Source organism: Tenacibaculum sp. (assembly GCF_048269885.1).
In the GTDB taxonomy this organism is placed as follows: Bacteria; Bacteroidota; Bacteroidia; order Flavobacteriales; family Flavobacteriaceae; genus Polaribacter.
The window spans coordinates 31,225-50,038 of sequence record NZ_JBLWTZ010000023.1; the positions used below are offsets into that span (position 1 = coordinate 31,225).

Below are 18,814 nucleotides of genomic sequence, written 5' to 3' on the forward strand. Positions count from 1 at the left end.
AATTTTTTGTATGAAAGATCAACAACTTGATGGCGGAACATATGAGATTATTCAGAGTCGTCTTCAAAAACAAAAAAAAGAGCTATTAGCTAGGTTACAAAGATTAAATGACGCTAGAAAGCATGTGTTTGGTACGATTGAAACAAAGCTTATAGCAAATGATAGAATTAATACAGAAAACAACTGTATAGCTAGAGATATTGTTTCCTTAGGAAACACTTCCATTTTCGGGTACAATGTTCATTTCGGACTAAGAACAGACATTAAATTATCGGATGTTTTTAGTGCTTATGAGTTTAAAGACAATCGTTTTCAACCAAAATCACTAGACTTTCTTTACAACGAAATTTTTATAACCGACTTTACTAACTTATACAAATATTATAGAAATACCATTTTTGCAAAATTTGCAATTATCGATAATTACCTTCATATGGTTTTTCAGTTAAGTGAAAACAAAACTGATATAAAAACGTTTAAGTGGCTAATAAAGGAAAATGAATTAGTGTATGTTGACAATAGAAGTGAGCACGAATATAGGTTTCCAAAACAACACGAGTTTAATTGGCAAGAGGTAACCAGAGATATGCATCGTTATGGTACCCATTCTCATATTGCTATTTTAGATAAAGTTTTTGTAGAAACTATTGGAGGTGACTTAACTATTAAGATAGAAGATAATACAGATGAAGGAAAAGGAATTCTTGAAGAGCCAGTAGAACATATTGATCAAACATTGGATGACGGTCAGTTTCGCTATGCCGATTTAGGTAACCTTATTTTACTGGAGATAAAACCATTTCAGGAAGAAGCCCGTTATTTTATTTATAACCATAAGCTACAAGAAGTTCAAAAAGTAAATAGCGTTAAAGATTGTGCAGTATTATTACCAGATCATCAAGGACTTATTTTTCCAGATGGATATTACTTACAAACAGGTCAGTATAAACTTTTTGAAAATAACACTAAAGATGTAAAGTTTCAAGAGAAAATAGTTTCTCCCAACGGAGAAGACTTTTTATATGTGTTTTATGCTACAATAAGAGGGCTGTACATATTAATGTCTTATAACATTATTGAGCAAGAGGTAAAAACACCTATTGTTTGCAATGGTTTTACAATTTTAGAGAATGGAGAATTGTGTTACTTCAAAACTGAAAATGAGCAAACAAAACACCATGTTGTTCAGATTTGGCAAACCCCCTATGTAAAAACAGATGCTATTCCATCATTACATGAAGATACCTTACTTTATAAGATTGGTAATAAAGATATTGTAAAAGCAATGGCAGAATGCCATGAATTAATAACACTTTTAAATAAAGAAGATAGTTATGCTGGGTTATATAGTGATATAGCTAAGAAATCTAATGATATTAATAGTAGTTATTACTGGATAAATGAGCTAGCAACAGAACAGTTAAGCGTACCTGTTGCAGAAATTAACGATGCAGCAAATGCTGCTATTGATGAATTTGAAAAGGTAACTCAATTAAAGCAACAAGCAGCTAAAGAAGGCAAAATTATTCAAGAAAAATCTAATGAACTTTTAAGTAAGATTAAAAGTACTTCTTTTAAGACCATAGAAGATTTTGTTGAATTATTAAATCAATTACGAGTACTAAGAGGGCAGGTTATTAGCTTAAAAGAAGTTCGTTATATAGCTATTGATCTATTAGAAAAAATTGAAAATTCAATTGAAGAACAAAGTGCTATCATATCAAAAAGATGTGTAGCGTTTTTATTGAATGATCAAGCGTTAAAACCCTATCATAAACGCGTTCAAGAAAAACAAGATGACTTAGCAGCTATAAAAAAGGTAGTTGAAGCTAAAAAACTTGAAAAAGAAGTAGATCAAATAACAACAGATTTAGAGCTTTTAATAGAAATTGTCACAAATTTAGAAATAGAAGACACCTCTCAATCCACTAGAATTATTGATAATATTTCTTTAATCTTTGCTACATTAAACCAATTAAAAGCAGGGATTAAAAATACGATTAAGACTTTAGGAAGTAAAGAAGCTAAGGCTGATTTTTCTGCTCAGTTAAAGCTTATAGATCAAAGTATCATCAATTATATTGATATGGCTACCACGCCAGAAAAATGTGATGAGTTCCTAACAAAAATAGCAATTCAGTTAGAGGAAATTGAAGGCAAGTTTGCCGATTTTGAAGAGTTTATTTCTCTAATTATAGAGAAGAGAGAAGAGGTTAACAATGCTTTTGATGCTCGAAAGAATACCATACTAGAAAAAAGAAATAAGAAAATAGAAGCATTAAGCGCTGCTTCTGAAAGAATTTTAAAAAGTATAGCAAAAAAGGCACAAAGTTACCCTTCAGTTGAAGATATTAACGGGTATTTTGCGGCAGATTTAATGATTAACAAAATTAGAGATATTGTTAGTCAATTAACAAAATTAGAATCAGTTGGTAAAGCTGAAGCTATAGCAACACAACTTAAAGTAGCTAAAGAAGATGCGTTAAGAAAGTTAAAAGATAAACAAGAATTATACGAAGATGGGGAGAATGTAATTCGCTTAGGAAAACATAAGTTTGGGGTAAATAAACAACCGTTGGATCTATCAATAGTTTACAAAGATCAAACCCTACATTATCATTTAACAGGAACAAATTTTTATCAAGAAGTTGAAAATGAAATTTTACTTAAATCTGAAAAGTATTGGAATCAAGAACTAGTTTCTGAGAATAATTTAGTGTATAGATCTTCTTACTTGGCGTATAAATTATTTACTTCGTATTCAACAGATGAATTGGTAAAGCTAAACGAAGAAGATGTATTAGCGTTAGTTCAAAATGAAAGTGGAAGCTTGTTTGCGGAAGGATATGTAAAAGGGGTACATGATGTTGATGCGTTTAAAATATTATATGCACTAGTGCATAAACATTACGAATTAGGGTTGTTAACATATGCTTCAAATAGTAGAGCATACGCTCAATATTTTTGGAATTCTTTGCCTAAAGAGCGTCAAGATTACTATAACTTTTCTATAAAAGCATCTGGAGATGTCTTGCGATTCTTCCCTGAAAGTAAAGAATACGATTTTTTAATAAATAAGTTACAAGAGGAAATAATTGCTTTCTCAGAAGAAACGTTGCTGTTCTCTAAAGAGTTAGGAACTACTATAGCCAATTATTTGTTTAATCAATTAAGAACGACCAATTCATTTATAATTAGTGCTGTGGCGTTGGGTATTCAAGAAGAATTTATAAAATACCTGACAAAGCAAGATGCATTACAGGTGTTTAAAAGCAATCTTGAAAAAACTACAAATTACCAAGCGAAAATTCAGTTGACCAAACAATGGGTAAGCTCCTTTATAGCATCGATTGAAGGAAATGAAAATTACACAGAAGAAGTAATCTCATTATTGTTATTTAACTATGAACCTAGTGCCGTATTACATGCAAATCCTGAAGAAACCATTAAAGGGCTAAGAGGAGAACACGATACTATTGTTGAAGGAAATTTTGAATTTAATTATCATAAGTTTATTGAAAAATTAGAGGTTTTTTCAACAAAAGATGTGCCTAACTTTTTAGCATACAAAGAGGCTAAACACCTACTAGTAGAAAATTTAAAAGAGACATTAAAGTTAAATGAATTCAGACCAAGAGTATTGTCTTCCTTTGTTAGGAATAAACTAATAGACGAGGTTTACTTTCCCTTGATAGGAGATAACTTATCTAAGCAGTTAGGAACGGTTGGAGATAATAAACGTACAGACAGAATGGGGATGTTACTTTTAATATCACCCCCAGGTTATGGAAAAACTACTTTGATGGAGTACTTAGCCAATAGGTTAGGATTGATCTTTATGAAAATTAACGGACCTGCCATTGGTCATGAGGTAACCTCAGTCGACCCAGAAGCAGCAACAAATTCAGCCTCTAGAGAAGAACTCAAAAAGTTAAACCTAGCATTCGAAATGGGAGACAACGTAATGTTATACTTAGATGACATTCAGCATTGTAATCCTGAGTTTTTACAAAAGTTCATTTCTCTTTCTGATGGAACAAGAAAAATAGAAGGAGTATATAACGGAAAGCCAAAAACATATGATTTAAGAGGGAAGAAGTTTTGTGTAATTATGGCTGGAAATCCCTATACTGAGAGTGGAGATAAGTTTCAAATACCTGATATGTTAGCAAACCGAGCTGATATATATAACTTAGGAGATATTATAGGAGATACGGATCATTTATTTAAACTTAGTTTAATAGAAAATTCATTAACATCAAACCCGATACTACACCAACTAAGTAGTAAGTATTTTGAAGATGTTTACGCGCTGATAGATAGAATTGAAAATAACACTCAAGAAGGTGAGTTGAAAGGAAATCATACAAAACAAGAAATTCAAGATTATATTTCGGTATTAGAAAAAGTAATAACTATAAGGAATACCATCTTAAAAGTAAATAAAGCATATATCGAGTCTGCTGCAAAAGAGGATGAGTATAGAACAGAACCCTCTTTTAAGTTACAAGGTTCCTATCGGGATATGAATAAGCTAGTGGCTAAAGTAGTACCGATAATGAATGATAAGGAGTTAAAAAGATTGGTATTATCTCATTATGAAAGTGAATCTCAAACATTAACATCTTCTGCTGAAGCAAATTTATTGAAGTATAAAGAATTGATAGGAAATATATCAGAGAACGAAGCAAACCGATGGAGTGATATAAAAGAAATTTTTGTTAAGAATAATAAGCTAAAAGGTTTGGGGAATAAAAATGAAATGGCTCAAATATTAAACCAAATGATGTCATTTTCAGATAATTTAGAAGGGATTAAAGAGGTTTTAAGAAAAGGATTGCAAGGATAAAATGAACACAATAATTATTTTGTTAAGAGGGATTAATGTTTCAGGGAAAAATAAAATTCCGATGCAAGAATTAAAAACACTGTTAGAAGAACTGGGATATAGTACTATAAAAACCTATATCCAAAGTGGCAATATTGTGTTAAAAACTAGAGAAGACTCAAAAGAGGTAGAAAAGAATATTCATACAAAAATTAAAGAAAAATATGATTATGATGTTCTTGTTCTAGCAAAAGAAGTAAGAGAAATAAAAGAGATTCTTCAAAACAACCCTTATAGTAATTTAAACGAAAAACAAATATATTTTACTTTCTTATTCAATGAAACTACAATAAAAGAAATAGAAGTAGAAGCGAAAGAAGATGAATACACAATCTTAAAAGATGTGGTTTATGTAAATGCAGCAGGAGGATACGGGAAAACAAAACTGACGAATAATTTTTTTGAAAGAAAGTTAAAAGTTTCAGCAACTACTCGTAACTTTAAAACCACGAATAAATTAATAGAGTTAGCCAGTTCGTAAAATGTCATTTCTATCAAAGGGAGAAATCTCATGAAAAATGCGTTTGGAATTAAAAAATATAAAATATGGACAGTAAAGTAATCAAAGGAAAAGCGATACCAAGAGGAAAGTTTCCACATGTAAAACAAGTAGGAGATTTTATTTATGTATCTGGAACCAGTTCACGTAGACCTGATAATTCTTTTGAAGGTGTTGCCGTAGATGAATTCGGAACGACCAACTTAGATATTAAAAAACAAACCCGAGCGGTAATAGAAAATATTCGGGATATTTTAAACGAAGTCGGTGCTGATTTATCTGATATTGTTGATGTAACTTCATTCTTGGTAAATATGAATGATTTTGGAGGCTATAATGAAGTATACGCTGAATACTTTGACTATAACGGGCCAACCAGAACTACCGTTGCTGTACATCAATTACCACACCCACATTTATTGATTGAAATTAAAGTGGTGGCGTACAAAAAACAAGAATAAAGAACCAAGAACCAAGATAAAAGAAGTCTCTTTTCTTTTCTCTTTTTTCTTTAATCTGTGAATGAAATGAATATTAAAAACTACATAAACGGAGAACTGGTAGCACCAGTAGCAAATAATTATATAGATAATTACAACCCGTCTATTGGAGAAGTGTACGGTCAAATTCCAAATTCTACTACAAAAGATGTAGAAAAAGCATATCAAAGCGCCAAAGTTGCTTTTAAGCAGTGGTCGAATACTACCTTAAACGAACGTAGCCATATTCTTTCTAAAATAGCACAGTTAATTCAACAAAGATTACCTGAATTGGCAAAAGCAGAAGCTAAGGATAATGGAAAGCCATTAAGTTTAGCTACAGCGATAGATATTCCGAGAGCATCATCTAATTTTCAATATTTTGCAGATGCAATTACACAATTTTCATCAGAAGCTCATGAAAGTGTTGGTTTAGGAGCAATGAATTTTACGTTACGTCAACCCATTGGTGTAGTGGGATGTATTTCTCCATGGAATTTACCATTGTATTTATTCACGTGGAAGATTGCTCCGGCAATAGCCGCAGGAAACTGTGTCGTAGCAAAACCAAGCGAAGTAACGCCCATGACAGCCTATTTATTAGGAGAAATTTGTAATGAAGCAGGTTTACCAAAAGGGGTGTTAAACATAGTTCACGGATTGGGAACTACCACAGGACAAGCCATTATTGAACATCCTGATATCAAAGCGATTTCATTTACCGGAGGAACCGCTACAGGAGCACATATAGCTCGTACAGCAGCGCCAATGTTTAAGAAGTTATCGTTGGAGTTAGGAGGTAAAAATCCAAACATCATTTTCGCGGATTGTGATTATGAAAATATGTTGGCAACTACAGTTCGTTCTTCATTTGCGAATCAAGGTCAGATATGCTTATGTGGAAGTAGAATTTTTGTTGAAGAAAGTATCTATGAACAATTCAAAAAAGACTTTGTTCAAAAAGTGTCAGAGTTAAAAATAGGAAATCCTTTTGATGCAGATACCAACATAGGAGCTTTAGTATCAAAACCACATTTAGATAAGGTAAAATCATATATAGATATTGCAGAACAAGAAGGAGGGAAGATTTTATACGGAGGCGACAGAGTCACTGTCAAGAATTGTGAGAACGGTTACTATTTACAACCGACAATTATTGAAGTTTCCAGTAACAAATGTAGATTAAATCAAGAAGAGATTTTTGGGCCTGTAGTTACTTTAATGTCTTTTAAAACAGAAGAAGAAGCTTTACAGTTAGCTAATGACGTGGTATATGGACTATCATCAACATTGTGGACAAACAATTTGACAAGAACCATGTGTATGTCTAAAGAATTACACACAGGAATTGTTTGGGTGAATACTTGGTTGTTACGTGATTTAAGAACACCTTTTGGAGGTCAAAAAGCGAGTGGAGTAGGGCGTGAAGGAGGTTTTGAAGCATTACGCTTTTTTACAGAACCCAAAAATGTATGTATAAAATATGAATAAGGAAATAAAGGAAAAAATAATTGCTGTTTGTGAAGAAAAGATTGCTAAAAAAGGAGAAAATGTAGGGCTTTCGTTTTATGCATTTTTCAAAAATAAAAATGACAATCCGAAAGTACTGATGGAAGTGGCTACTTGGTGGATTCAAACACACCAATTAGATCATTTTGAGAAAGCAGTTAAGATTAAACAAATGATTCAGAATAACGAATAAGATGAATTTAGAGATACAACATAAAAACGCCTTGGTATGTGGTAGTACACAAGGAATAGGAAAAGCAGCAGCAATACAATTAGCTCAAGAAGGAGTAAATGTAACGTTGGTAGCTCGTAGTGAAGAAAAACTAAAAGCGGTGCTACAGGACTTGAATGCGGTGTCTGAGCGTAGTCGAAGACACAGTTATATTGTGGCTGATTTTACCAATCCAGCAGATTTAAAGAAAAAGTTAGCAGCAACGAATTTACAGTTCCATATTTTGGTAAACAATACAGGAGGGCCAGCAGGAGGACCAGTATTCAATGCGAAATTAGAAGAGTTTGAACGTGCTTTTACCATGCATTTAAAATGTAATCATGTGTTAGTACAAGCGGTAGTTCCATTTATGAAAGAACAAAATTATGGTAGGATTATTAATGTAATTTCTACTTCTGTAAAACAGCCATTAGATGGCTTAGGTGTTTCAAATACGATTCGTGGTGCTGTTGCTAATTGGAGTAAAACGTTGGCGAATGAATTAGGTCAATTCGGGATTACCGTGAATAATGTATTACCAGGAGCAACAGCTACAGAGCGTTTGACAGAAATTATCAATAATAAAGCAGCTAAAACAGGTAAATCGATAGAAGAGGTTGCAGAAATGATGAAAAATGCTTCGCCAGCAAAACGTTTTGCTAAACCTGAAGAGGTAGCCAATGCGATTGTGTTTTTAGCAAGCGAAAGAGCAAGTTTTATCAACGGAATTAACGTTCCTGTTGACGGAGGTAGAACAAAATCATTATAAAAGAATCAAGAATAAAGACTTTTAGAAACGAGACTATTTAAGTATCTTTAAAAATGAATAAATAATAACTCCAATACGCCCAATTATGAGTTCCTTCCCTTTGGGGAGGTTAGGAGGGGCTTAAAAGATGAGCAAGTTAGTACAACCTTTAAATTTCAAAAAGTGGATTGATGAAAACCGTCATTTACTAAAACCACCAGTAGGAAATAAACAGGTTTGGGATAATGGCGAATATATCGTAATGGTTGTTGGAGGGCCTAACAATCGTAAAGATTATCACTATAACGAAACACCAGAGTTTTTCTATCAGTTAGAAGGAGATATGGTGCTAAAAATTATTGATGATAATGGAGAAATGATCGATGTTGAAATTAATGAAGGAGATATTTATTTGTTACCAGGAAAGGTACCGCACTCACCACAACGTAAAGCAAATACGGTAGGGTTAGTTATCGAATATCCACGTGAAGAAGGTATGATGGATGCTTTAGAGTGGTATTGTGAAAACTGCGGACATCAATTATACCGAGAAGAATTTGCTCTAGACAATATTGAAACAGATATGCCAATAATTTTTGATAAGTACTATTCTGACAAAGAAAAATGTACCTGTGATAAATGTGGTACTGTGATGGAAGCACCAAACAAAGCATAAATTTTGCAATAGAAACCAAAATGAAAAAACGCAAACTACGAATAAACGGACATTCACATTTACTGCCTTACCCAGAGCAAATTCCACAGTTTATGAAAGACAAAGGAATTTTTTGGGTTGATAAGGACCGAAAGTTCATGCTACAAAAAGATTGGAGTCGACCAGTAACAGATTCTAGTTTCTTTTTAGATGAAAAATTAGCATGGATGGAGCATTTTAAAATCGATCATGCAGTTGTTTTGAACTTGTCTCAATTATATGGGAATGGTTTACGCTTGGAAGAAATGAAGCAAGCGTTACGTTTTCAAAATGATTTTAATGCCCGTGTACAGCATGAAAATCCATCGAAATTCACAACTGGTTTTGTGGTGCATCCAGGGTTTGTCCGTGGTGCTTTATGGGAAATAGAACGTTGTGTTGAGGTATTGGGAATGCGTTTGTTGTGTTTACCAACGCACTATATGGATACTATTGGTACTTGGCGTTGTATTTTTGATGAAGAGAACGAACCTATTTTTGAGTTAGCTGATAAATACAATTTAGCGGTAGAAATTCATCCGTATGATGGAGAGAAATTCATCAAACTGCAAAATACCAGTTGGCGTTTCCATTTAATTTGGATGCTGGCGCAATGTGCAGACGCCTATCACTTCTTAACGTTAAACGGGTATTATGAAAAGTATCCTAATATGCGTGTGTGTTTTGCGCATGGAGGTCAGTTGGCACAAATGAACTTAGGGCGTCGTATTCAAGGATTTGATGGTAGACCTGATTTGTTTGAAGGAAAACAACACCCTCGTAAAGCTGTAGGGCATAAAAACATCTTCTTTGATACATTGGTTCACGATACTGGCTCGTTAGATTTGTTGATTAAAAATCAAGGATCAAAACAAGTGTTAATAGGACTGGATGATCCGTATCCATTAGGAGAAATGGAAAGCGAAATCCAATCGTCATATCCAGGAAAAATCCTAGATTTAGCTATCGAAAGAAACATTATTAACGAGCAAGAAAAAGATGAAATGTGGGAAGATAATGTATTGCAATGGTTATTTGGAAATGATCAAAAAGCAAAAAAAGATTTAGTTTCTAAAATCTTACAATAAATGACTGAAGTAACACAGTTTCATAATCTATTACATACGTGTATTTCTTTTATTGGAGCTGTGTTATTATTAGCAATCTACTATAATATTACAAAGCGATTTAAAGAAGTTTTAGAAGAAGGAAATTCAATAAAAAGAGTTGATAAAGGGTTATTGTATTTCAGCTTTGGAATGTTGGTTTGGGTGGTTTCTGGTATCTGGGCACTTTCGGCAAGTTATTTCACTTTTGAAAAAACAACAATTCATCAAATAGGAATAAACATCCTGTCTACAATCAATAACTTATTTTGGTTAATGGCGCTGTATTATGTGCATGATGCGCCTAAGTTTATTTACAGAAATGAAAAGAATGTTAAGATCATAGCCATTATCATTATTGTTGTTGCCTCCATAACTGTATCACTTTCATTTTTCTATGGGAATGATTTTTATGACGGAATAAAGTTAGCAGCACTTCCAGATGTTTTACTAACAACTTTTTTATGTGTTTTAATGGGAGTTTCTTTTTACAGGACTTTTATGTATAGAGATTTAAAACTGGTAGCTTTGATATCGGTTGTAGCAATCGTATTGTTATTCGTTTCTCAATTATCTGATGTGTTAATTGGTTTTGATAATGAATTTACCAACCAATTAATTAGGGTTATAGCCAAAACATCGTTGATATCGGTATTTTTAGTGTTGGCAACAAGCTGGGTAATACAGTTGGCTCATACACCAAAACCTAACGAAATGAAAATTCAGTTTTTAGATTGGTCACTAATAAAACTCACGATTCCATCTAAAGGAATAGTCAATGCTAAAATAGATTTTGGCTCAAAAACAACACAGTACAAAAACCTACTAACATTTGCTTATAGAAGAAAGTTTTTAGAGGCAGAAAAACAATCAATTATCGTAAGTTCAGGAGGCGATATTAAAAGTCAAACATACGTTACTAGAATTATTGATAATATAAATTCAATTCTGAATGTTGAAGAAGAAAAATTAGAGCGTAAAGACCTCATTACATTCATAGGTGAAAGTAAATATCGTTTGCGAATTCTTCCAGAACATATAATCATTGATGAAGCCTTGTTAGAAGAGTATAAACAACAATTATAAACTATTTAATTTACCTAATAATTTTACAAGCTTGCCTTTTGTTTTAGCGTATTCGTACTCGTTTTTAATTTCTTTCAATTTACTTTCTATTAATTTTACTTCTCTGTAGTTAATTAGAAAAATAGAGCTTTCTCCCAAAGAAAATTTACGTTCTTCACTTTTTACAATTGTATGATAATCGTTTACAAGATTTTTTAAAATATCATTTTGTTTTTTGTACGATGTAATTTCTTGCTCGGTAGCCGTTATTTTGTTTTGTAAAGAGACTTTAGTTGACGCAATTTCAAAATCGATATCTTGTAGTTTTAGCTTAGCAAGTTTTAAATCTCCTCTAGATTTACGAAGAAAAAGTGGAATACTAACCTGAAGAGAGTTTTTATAATTAGCCGTGCTAAACGCATCAAAATTATCTACTTTTGATGCAAGGAAGTTATACTGAAAATCTACTTTAGGTAATAGGTTGTTTACTTTTAATTGCTTATTTATTTCTAGGGTTCTTTTCTTTAACTCCAGTAACTTTAACTTAGGATGGTTTTCAAACTCATTATCAAGTAAAGTGGTTACTGAAGTGTTTAGGATTATATCAATATTAGAAAAAGTCGTGTTATCAGGAACTATTTCCTCTTGTATTTCCATAGGAATGTTGTCACCAATCCATAAATAATTAGAAAGTTCTAACTTAGATTTAATGTATTTAATATGTGCTTTTTCGAGGTCTAACATTCTGTTTTTTAAATTGATGTTAGCCTCTAAAGTGTCTATAGCTGGTTTATCGCCAGCTTTAAAGCTCTTCTTTATGTTTTTTAGCCTAGTATCAGCATTCGTGTAATAATCTTTGTAAACATTATAGCTCTGGTAGTATTGTAACCAATTTAAGTATGTGTTAATAGCTTCAAATAAAATATCATTAACCAATAGCTGTTGTTCTAATTTTCCTTGTTGCGTATAGAGTTTAGCTTGTTTTAAGGTAGCCATCCTTTTGTTGATAAATAGGTTTTTAGCCAAAGAAACAGATATTCCAACGTTATATAAACCATTTTCAGGGGTGTTGTGTTCAGGGTTTACATACTGACCAGAATTATTTTCATAACTCCCTTTTAACTCTATTCCATACCAAGTCGGAATTTTAAAGGTTGAATTTAGTTTTTTGTAATAGTCCTTACCTTTAAATTCTTTTCTGTCGTAGTCTACTTCTATTTTAGGATCAAAACCCCCTCTGGCTTTTAATAATTTAGCTTCATTGGTACTTGTAATAAGTTCAGCTTGTTTAATAACAGGATGATACTTTTTTACATAGCCTAAATATTCTTCTAAACTAAGTTGAGTACTTAAATTATTCTGTGCTGTAGCTATAAAGCTTAGTAACAAAAAAAGGATGTTTAACCTTTTCATCTATTTGTTTTTTATTGTTTTATTAAGTGTTTTTTAGGCTTCTTTTTTTGACTTTTTACCACTCTCTTTATTCTTTGGTTGATAGAAGTTAGGAGGGAAGCTGTTAATTTGCCTCCATAACTCAAACCAAATAGGGACATTTTCCAATAAGGCGATGGTTTTTGCACCTGAACCTACCCTTATGGCTTCTGGCCATGGTTCTTGTTTGTTGTTAGGAACAATTAAAACACGGTATTTTCCATTGCTACTAATAAAGTTTTCAATAGCAACAATTTTAGCACCGTAAGTTCCGTATGACACATTGGGCCAACCACTAAAAACCATTGCGGGCCAACCGTCAAATTGAACGCGAACTTCTTCACCAATGTGAATCAACGGTAAATCGATAGGCTGTATGTACATTTCAACAGCTAAATCGTAATGAGCAGGCATAATGTTTACTAATTGCTCCCCTTCTTTAAAAGTTTCACCAATACCAGACTTTATAGCTTTATTAATGTACCCGTCTTGGGGGGCGGTAATAAACAATAAAGAGTTTCGTTTGCTATAATTGGCTAAACTCGTTTCCAGTTTTGAAACTTGAACTTCTGCTTCATAGGCACCAGATTGTGCACTATACAAGCTGCTCTCTGTTTTTGACAATTTATCAGCGTAAGAAGCCTGTGTGCTGCTAATTGCTAATTGAGCATTGATAATATTGTTTTTAGAAGTAAAGAACTTATTTTCTTGAGAAATTAATTTAGCTGATAACTCTTGAAGTTTTGCTCTCTTTTCTTCAACATCTTTAACAGCTTTTAAACCTTCTTCTTCTAAGGTAACGGTTCTATCAAATTGTGTTTGAGCAATTTTTTGCTTTATTTTAATAGCTTCAAAATCGATGCTATCACTTTTAGCTTTTAAATAAGCTTGTTTCAACTTATTTTTTGCTTGTTCTAGTTTTAATTTGCGTTCTTTTTTAATTGCCCCAAGCTGATTTTTTAAAGCACCAATTTTATGAGTATACGCTTTAGCAGACAAGGTTTTCGAGTTTAACTGTTTACCGGTTCTCTCGGCAAGTTTTGTGTCGAAATAACCGCTTTTTATTTCTGAAATTCTTAAAACAGTGTCTCCTTTCTTTACGAAATCTCCTTCTTGCACAAACCATTCTTCTATACGACCAGGTATTTGAGATTGAAGTGTTTGCGGACGTTGATTAGGTTTAAGAGTGGTAACACGTCCTTCACTAGACACGTTTTGGGTCCAAGGTAAAAACAAGACGATTACTAAGATTACAGAAAAAACTAGTAAAAATCGTTTAAATAATTTGTGATACTCTTTTGTGAAAATATCTTTACCAGACTTAAATTTAGTAATATCTATTTGGTCTGAAATGGTGTTTTTTGATATGTTTAACATGCTTACCTACGATTTAAAGTTAGTTAGACTACCTTTTTTAAGGGTAATTTGTTTGTTACACTTCTCTTTCCAATGTTCATTACGGCTTACAATAATTAAACTCCATGGTTGAGAAGTGTCTGTAATGAAATCAATAATCTTCTCAGCTTCGTTTTTTTCAAATTGATCAAGAGGATCTTCTAAAATTAATAATTTAGGTTTCTTGATTATTGCTCTAGAAAGAATAATTTTTTTGGCTACTGTATAGGCAATGAGCTTTCCTTCAGGTTTTAAATAAGTGTCCAAACCTTTTGGTTGTTGTTTTAGAAATTCTGTTAATCCAGTAATTTTAAAAATAGTATATATTTCTTCATCAGTTATAGTACTGTCTCCAAAAGTTATGTTTTCTCTAATGGTTCCTTTAAAAGGGGTTTCTTCAGAGAGAGACAAACCTAAGTTTGCTCTGTAATTGTTGATAAAAATACTTTTTAGAGATAAATCGTTTACAAAAATATGCCCTGAGGTTGGCTCGATTAAACCAGAAATTAATTGAATTAAACTAGACTTTCCAGAATTACTACTTCCTTGAAGTAAAATTCTATCAGTAGGATTAATTTCAAGCGAAACATTGTTAATTACGGGATTTGGTCTGTTGTTCACAAGATAGGAAACATTTTGAAGTTCAATTTTAAAAGGTTTATCTCTATTAATACTGCTGCCTTTTTGTAGCTCTATAGGTTTGTCGATAACCTCTCCTAGTTTTTCTATAGAGGTTAGTACATCGTAAAAAGATTCAAGCCCTAAAATCAATTTTTCTACAGAATTCATAATTAGGATGATAATAATTTCAGCAGCGACAAATTGGCCAATATTCATTTGTTGGGTGAGCACTAAAAAACCACCGATAAGTAATAAGCCAGCAGTAATAATTACTTTAAAACTAATCATTTGAATATACTGCATGACGAGTACTTTAAAGTGACTCTCTCTAGACTTTAGATAATCATCTACCAGAAGATCACTTTTTTCAAGTGCTAGTTTTGTTTTTCCAGATAATTTAAAACTTATAATAGTTCTTGCAACTTCTTGTAACCAGTGAGCTACTTTATATTTGTTTTTAGACTCTTTTAAACTCGTTTCTAACCCTTTTTCTGCGGTGTACTTAAAAACAACATAGATTAATAGTAAAACTAACAATCCGAAAATGATAAAAAATGGATGGTAAAATGACAGGAGTAATAACGCAAAAATAATTTGTAACAGAGCAGAAGGGGCATCTATCAATATTTTTGAAATACCTTTTTGAATGGTTAATGTATCAAAAAAACGATTGGCAAGTTCTGGTGGATAATAATTTCGTAGTTCTATCATTTTAATTTTTGGAAAGCGATAGCTAAGCTCTATAGATGCTCTGGTAAAAATTCGTTGTTGAATGGTTTCAATAATTCTAAATTGCATGAGCTTTAATAGGCCACTAAAAGCAACACCAGCAGTTACTAATATAACTAATACAATCCAAGAAGCAGAAACCTGTGCCGCTTGTAGTAAGTTGATAATGGCTTGTACTCCTAAAGGTAATGATAGAGCAACAATCCCCTCAAAAATAGCGTAATATGCAATTTGTAACGTGTCTTTTTTTTCTAGGTTAATTAAACCTAGAAATCGCTGCCATGGTGTGAGCTTATTTTTCTTCTTCATTGGAAAGTACATTTAAAATTAGTTCGATAAAAAAGGAGGTAGTAGTGGTGTTTTCATCACAGTTAGTAAGTGATTTAAAATGTAGTTTTATAAATTGCTGGTGTAAAATACCTTCAATAATAGTGCTAGCAAGTGTAAGTGGGTGCTTATACGAGTTATTGTAATTACTAATTATTTCAGCAAAACGTTTTACCACTTCTTTGTACAATTTAAAAAAACCTTCTTTATTTTCTATATCAACTTCTTTTGTTGAGTATGATTTTGAGTTCTCATTAATGACAATTAAGTTAAGTAAGGCTTCATTAATATGCATAAAATTATTGTCCTGCTCAGCTTTTCTAGCAAGAACTTCAACAGCTTTAATTAACTTCTCCTTTGGGTTGCTAATGCTATAAGTTTCAATTACCAATAAGTATTGAATCCATCCCCAGTACCAAGATGTTAGGTAAACCAAGAGTTTATGCTTACTTTCAAAATAACGATAAATAGAACTTTCGTTAGAACCTATTACTTTACCTAGCTTTTTAAAATTAAAGTTTTCAAAACCAATTTCTTCAATTAATAGGATGCTGTTTTCTATTATTCTTTTACCCAAATCTGAGGTCTCAGGATCTTTAATATAAATACCAGAAGGGATTTCTATTTTTATGTTTGATAGTAAATTTCTCATAAATAAAAATTAACAGCGCAAATATAATAGTAAAACTATTATTAAAGCGTTTTTAGTTATTAATAAGATGTTAATTTTTCTCATTAATAGGGTTACAAAAAATTACAAAAGCTTATTTTTTACTACAATTTACTACATGTCTTCTGTTTTTTTTAGTTGAAAAATATATTCGTGAAAACTTAAAAATTATTAAACATATGAATTCAAGAACAGATGTTTTAGGACATCCAAGAGGATTACTGTATTTATTTTTTGCTGAATTATGGGAGCGTTTTTCCTTTTATGGAATGCGAGCATTATTGGTATTGTACATGACCAAGCATTTATTATTTTCTGATGAAATGTCATTCGGAGTGTACGCAGCATATATGTCGTTAGTATATGTAACTCCAATGATTGGAGGAATGCTAGCTGACAAAATTTTAGGATTTAGAAAAGCAATTGTTTTAGGAGGAGTATTAATGGCACTAGGACATTTCTTTTTAACTTTTGAACATCCAGTATTTTTTTATGGATCATTATCCTTAATTATTGTTGGAAATGGTTTTTTTAAACCAAATATATCATCATTTGTAGGTAAACTGTATACAGAAGGAGATAGTAGAAGAGATGCTGGATTTACTATTTTTTATATGGGGATAAATATAGGAGGAGCAGTTGCTCCACTATTATGTGCATGGTTGGCAGAATTATATGGTTGGCACTACGGATTTGTTTTGGCAGGAATTGGTATGTTGTTAGGATTGATTGTTTTCAAAGGAGGTCTTAAAAGAAACGTTTTTGAAAATAAAGGTTTAGTTCCAAATCAAGAATTGTTTGAGGAAAAACAATTTGGGATAAAAAGGGGGAATTTGGTTACAATAGGAGCGCTTTTGTCTGTTCCAGTATTTGCATTGATCGTTTATTATCATGAGTTTGAGCATTACTTAGTTTGGATTGTTTCGCTATTGCTGCTATTGTATTTAGTAAAAATACTACGATCTGTGACTTCAAAAGAGCGCAAAAAACTTTCTGTAGCTATTTTTTTTACAGTTTTATATACTTTGTTTGCAGCAATCTTTGAACAGGCAGGTAGTTCATTGACTTTGTTTGCTGATAGGAATGTAAACCTAATAGGTTTAAATGCAGCTCAAACCAATAGTGTCAATTCAACTTTTATAATTCTAATGGCAATTCCATTTTCAATGCTATGGGGGTATTTACACAGGACACATAAAAACCCGAACTCAGTTATAAAATTTGGATTGGGTTTGTTGTTTTTGGGGGTAGGTTTTATAACTTTTGGCTTGTCAGGTTATCAGGTAGATGATTTAGCAAAAACTCCAATGGTGTATTTAATTCTGGGATATTTTATACTAACTACAGGAGAGTTGTTTTTATCTCCAATAGGATTGTCTAAAATGACAGAGTTATCACCTGTAAAATATATTGCTTTTATAATGGGGGTATGGTTTTCGGCTAATTTTTATGGACATTTTTTTGCGGGAAAAATAGCTAAGTTAACCACTGTTGTTAATGGTAGTTTAGGGGTGTTTTCAAAAGGTTTTTTTGGAAAGGTAACAGAATTGTTCACTGGTTTGTCATCAAAAACTGTTATGGAACAATCAGAAGTTTTTCATCAATTGTACTCGTATGTTTCTGTGTATGCCAATTTAGGTGTTATTTCAGCAATTATAGGCTTGCTGGTCATTGTTGCTTACAAGCCTGTAAAAAAATGGATGTTTGAAGTACATTAAAAATAAAAGCCTCAGAGTAATTTCTGAGGCTTTTAAAAATATGTGTTGGTCTGTTTTTATTTAAAAACAGAGGTAATGTTTAAAGCTACTTCATCCCATGTTTTAGAAACACCATCTGCACCTTTATGTAAATCTTTACAAGCAGTGTTTAAAGAGTCTAAAGCATTTTCAGCTTGCCAATCGGTAATCTTCATCGTAGCATTTAAACTGAATTCTTTTCCGTTTAAAGTATATTTAAAAGGAAGCTTTTTAGTTACTCCATTCATGGTTAAGTTGGCATGACCAATAGAATCATTTTCCAACACTAATTTACCAGAAAGTAATTCAGTGTTATCCATTACTCCGAAGAAAAACTTTTTAATTTTAAAATCTCTACTAGTATCTTTTGTAAAAATACTACTTACAGGAATAGAAAACTCGGCATTGTTAATAGCGTCTTTAGCTGTGTCAGCTTCACCACCAGCAGTAATGTTTACTTTTTGAAATTGCCCATTTACAGGAACCTTTTCAGTCGTTTTATAAGCGGTCCAGTTTATTAGGTTGTCAGCATCTTGCAATACAAATGCAGCCTTTTTTTCTGTTTTAATTTCTTCCTTTGTGGTCTCTGTTTCTTTTTTTGCTTCTGATTTACAAGATGTCATTTGAAAAACTGTAAAACAGATAACTAAAGAATAAACGATTTTTTTCATGAGGTTTATTTTATGATTGAATTTACTAATTTAAT

The 18,814-nt window shown here is 32.1% G+C and carries 15 protein-coding genes; 10 read left to right on the forward strand and 5 right to left on the reverse strand.

Annotated elements, in window-relative coordinates; translation table 11 throughout:
- Positions 1-10: 10 nt before the first annotated feature.
- The 9 genes from ACN0WY_RS14830 (at position 11) to ACN0WY_RS14870 (ending at position 11,220) form a co-directional block, all read left to right on the forward strand.
- Positions 11-4,849 (forward strand): DNA repair ATPase, encoded by a 4,839-nt coding sequence (locus ACN0WY_RS14830; RefSeq protein WP_417800865.1) that lies wholly within the window; start codon positions 11-13, stop codon positions 4,847-4,849.
- A 1-nt stretch (position 4,850) separates the two neighbouring features.
- The gene (locus ACN0WY_RS14835; protein ID WP_330487280.1) at positions 4,851-5,369 is read left to right on the forward strand and encodes a DUF1697 domain-containing protein; all 519 of its coding nucleotides are present in this window, start codon (positions 4,851-4,853) and stop codon (positions 5,367-5,369) included.
- A gap of 65 nt (positions 5,370-5,434) precedes the next feature.
- A complete protein-coding gene (locus tag ACN0WY_RS14840; RefSeq protein WP_330487279.1) occupies positions 5,435-5,848 on the forward strand; it encodes a RidA family protein in 414 nt (137 codons plus the stop codon).
- Positions 5,849-5,914: 66 nt separating this feature from the next.
- A complete protein-coding gene (locus ACN0WY_RS14845) occupies positions 5,915-7,357 on the forward strand; it encodes an aldehyde dehydrogenase (RefSeq protein WP_417800866.1) in 1,443 nt (480 codons plus the stop codon).
- Positions 7,350-7,568: a DUF6500 family protein gene (locus ACN0WY_RS14850; RefSeq protein ID WP_120187375.1), complete on the forward strand. Its 219-nt coding sequence runs from the start codon at positions 7,350-7,352 to the stop codon at positions 7,566-7,568. The genes ACN0WY_RS14845 and ACN0WY_RS14850 overlap by 8 nt, the downstream gene beginning before the upstream one ends.
- Before the next feature lies 1 nt (position 7,569).
- Positions 7,570-8,355: an SDR family oxidoreductase gene (locus ACN0WY_RS14855; protein WP_417800867.1), complete on the forward strand. Its 786-nt coding sequence runs from the start codon at positions 7,570-7,572 to the stop codon at positions 8,353-8,355.
- A 127-nt stretch (positions 8,356-8,482) separates the two neighbouring features.
- Positions 8,483-9,010, forward strand: coding sequence for a 3-hydroxyanthranilate 3,4-dioxygenase (locus ACN0WY_RS14860; protein ID WP_330487276.1), 528 nt, complete (start codon positions 8,483-8,485; stop codon positions 9,008-9,010).
- 20 nt (positions 9,011-9,030) lie between these two features.
- Complete coding sequence (locus tag ACN0WY_RS14865; RefSeq protein WP_330487275.1) at positions 9,031-10,116, forward strand: amidohydrolase family protein; 1,086 nt, start codon at positions 9,031-9,033, stop codon at positions 10,114-10,116.
- Complete coding sequence (locus tag ACN0WY_RS14870) at positions 10,117-11,220, forward strand: hypothetical protein (RefSeq protein ID WP_417800868.1); 1,104 nt, start codon at positions 10,117-10,119, stop codon at positions 11,218-11,220.
- On the opposite strand, the gene ACN0WY_RS14875 is transcribed toward ACN0WY_RS14870, so the two are convergent.
- Genes ACN0WY_RS14875 through ACN0WY_RS14890 form a run of 4 tightly spaced genes read right to left on the reverse strand, consistent with a single transcriptional unit; the run spans position 11,215 to position 16,354 of the window.
- The gene (locus ACN0WY_RS14875) at positions 11,215-12,612 is read right to left on the reverse strand and encodes a TolC family protein (RefSeq protein ID WP_417800869.1); all 1,398 of its coding nucleotides are present in this window, start codon (positions 12,610-12,612) and stop codon (positions 11,215-11,217) included. The genes ACN0WY_RS14870 and ACN0WY_RS14875 overlap by 6 nt on opposite strands.
- Before the next feature lie 33 nt (positions 12,613-12,645).
- Positions 12,646-14,007: an HlyD family secretion protein gene (locus ACN0WY_RS14880; RefSeq protein ID WP_417800870.1), complete on the reverse strand. Its 1,362-nt coding sequence runs from the start codon at positions 14,005-14,007 to the stop codon at positions 12,646-12,648.
- A gap of 6 nt (positions 14,008-14,013) precedes the next feature.
- Positions 14,014-15,684: a peptidase domain-containing ABC transporter gene (locus ACN0WY_RS14885; RefSeq protein WP_417800871.1), complete on the reverse strand. Its 1,671-nt coding sequence runs from the start codon at positions 15,682-15,684 to the stop codon at positions 14,014-14,016.
- Positions 15,668-16,354 (reverse strand): TetR/AcrR family transcriptional regulator, encoded by a 687-nt coding sequence (locus tag ACN0WY_RS14890; RefSeq protein ID WP_330487270.1) that lies wholly within the window; start codon positions 16,352-16,354, stop codon positions 15,668-15,670. Before ACN0WY_RS14890 ends, ACN0WY_RS14885 begins: the two co-directional genes overlap by 17 nt.
- A 197-nt stretch (positions 16,355-16,551) precedes the next feature.
- On the opposite strand from ACN0WY_RS14890, the gene ACN0WY_RS14895 reads away from it, so the two are divergent.
- On the forward strand, positions 16,552-18,090 hold the full coding sequence (locus ACN0WY_RS14895) for an oligopeptide:H+ symporter (RefSeq protein WP_330487269.1): 1,539 nt from the start codon (positions 16,552-16,554) through the stop codon (positions 18,088-18,090).
- A 56-nt stretch (positions 18,091-18,146) separates the two neighbouring features.
- On the opposite strand, the gene ACN0WY_RS14900 is transcribed toward ACN0WY_RS14895, so the two are convergent.
- Entirely contained in the window at positions 18,147-18,779 is a 633-nt protein-coding gene (locus tag ACN0WY_RS14900; RefSeq protein WP_330487268.1) for a YceI family protein, read from the reverse strand.
- Positions 18,780-18,814: the final 35 nt, after the last annotated feature.

Coding starts and splice junctions, on each gene's coding strand:
- ACN0WY_RS14830 (WP_417800865.1), top strand. CDS start 11: ATGAAAGATCAACAACTTGATGGCGGAACATATGAGATTATTCAGAGT.
- ACN0WY_RS14835 (WP_330487280.1), top strand. CDS start 4,851: ATGAACACAATAATTATTTTGTTAAGAGGGATTAATGTTTCAGGGAAA.
- ACN0WY_RS14840 (WP_330487279.1), top strand. CDS start 5,435: ATGGACAGTAAAGTAATCAAAGGAAAAGCGATACCAAGAGGAAAGTTT.
- ACN0WY_RS14845 (WP_417800866.1), top strand. CDS start 5,915: ATGAATATTAAAAACTACATAAACGGAGAACTGGTAGCACCAGTAGCA.
- ACN0WY_RS14850 (WP_120187375.1), top strand. CDS start 7,350: ATGAATAAGGAAATAAAGGAAAAAATAATTGCTGTTTGTGAAGAAAAG.
- ACN0WY_RS14855 (WP_417800867.1), top strand. CDS start 7,570: ATGAATTTAGAGATACAACATAAAAACGCCTTGGTATGTGGTAGTACA.
- ACN0WY_RS14860 (WP_330487276.1), top strand. CDS start 8,483: ATGAGCAAGTTAGTACAACCTTTAAATTTCAAAAAGTGGATTGATGAA.
- ACN0WY_RS14865 (WP_330487275.1), top strand. CDS start 9,031: ATGAAAAAACGCAAACTACGAATAAACGGACATTCACATTTACTGCCT.
- ACN0WY_RS14870 (WP_417800868.1), top strand. CDS start 10,117: ATGACTGAAGTAACACAGTTTCATAATCTATTACATACGTGTATTTCT.
- ACN0WY_RS14875 (WP_417800869.1), bottom strand. CDS start 12,612: ATGAAAAGGTTAAACATCCTTTTTTTGTTACTAAGCTTTATAGCTACA.
- ACN0WY_RS14880 (WP_417800870.1), bottom strand. CDS start 14,007: ATGTTAAACATATCAAAAAACACCATTTCAGACCAAATAGATATTACT.
- ACN0WY_RS14885 (WP_417800871.1), bottom strand. CDS start 15,684: ATGAAGAAGAAAAATAAGCTCACACCATGGCAGCGATTTCTAGGTTTA.
- ACN0WY_RS14890 (WP_330487270.1), bottom strand. CDS start 16,354: ATGAGAAATTTACTATCAAACATAAAAATAGAAATCCCTTCTGGTATT.
- ACN0WY_RS14895 (WP_330487269.1), top strand. CDS start 16,552: ATGAATTCAAGAACAGATGTTTTAGGACATCCAAGAGGATTACTGTAT.
- ACN0WY_RS14900 (WP_330487268.1), bottom strand. CDS start 18,779: ATGAAAAAAATCGTTTATTCTTTAGTTATCTGTTTTACAGTTTTTCAA.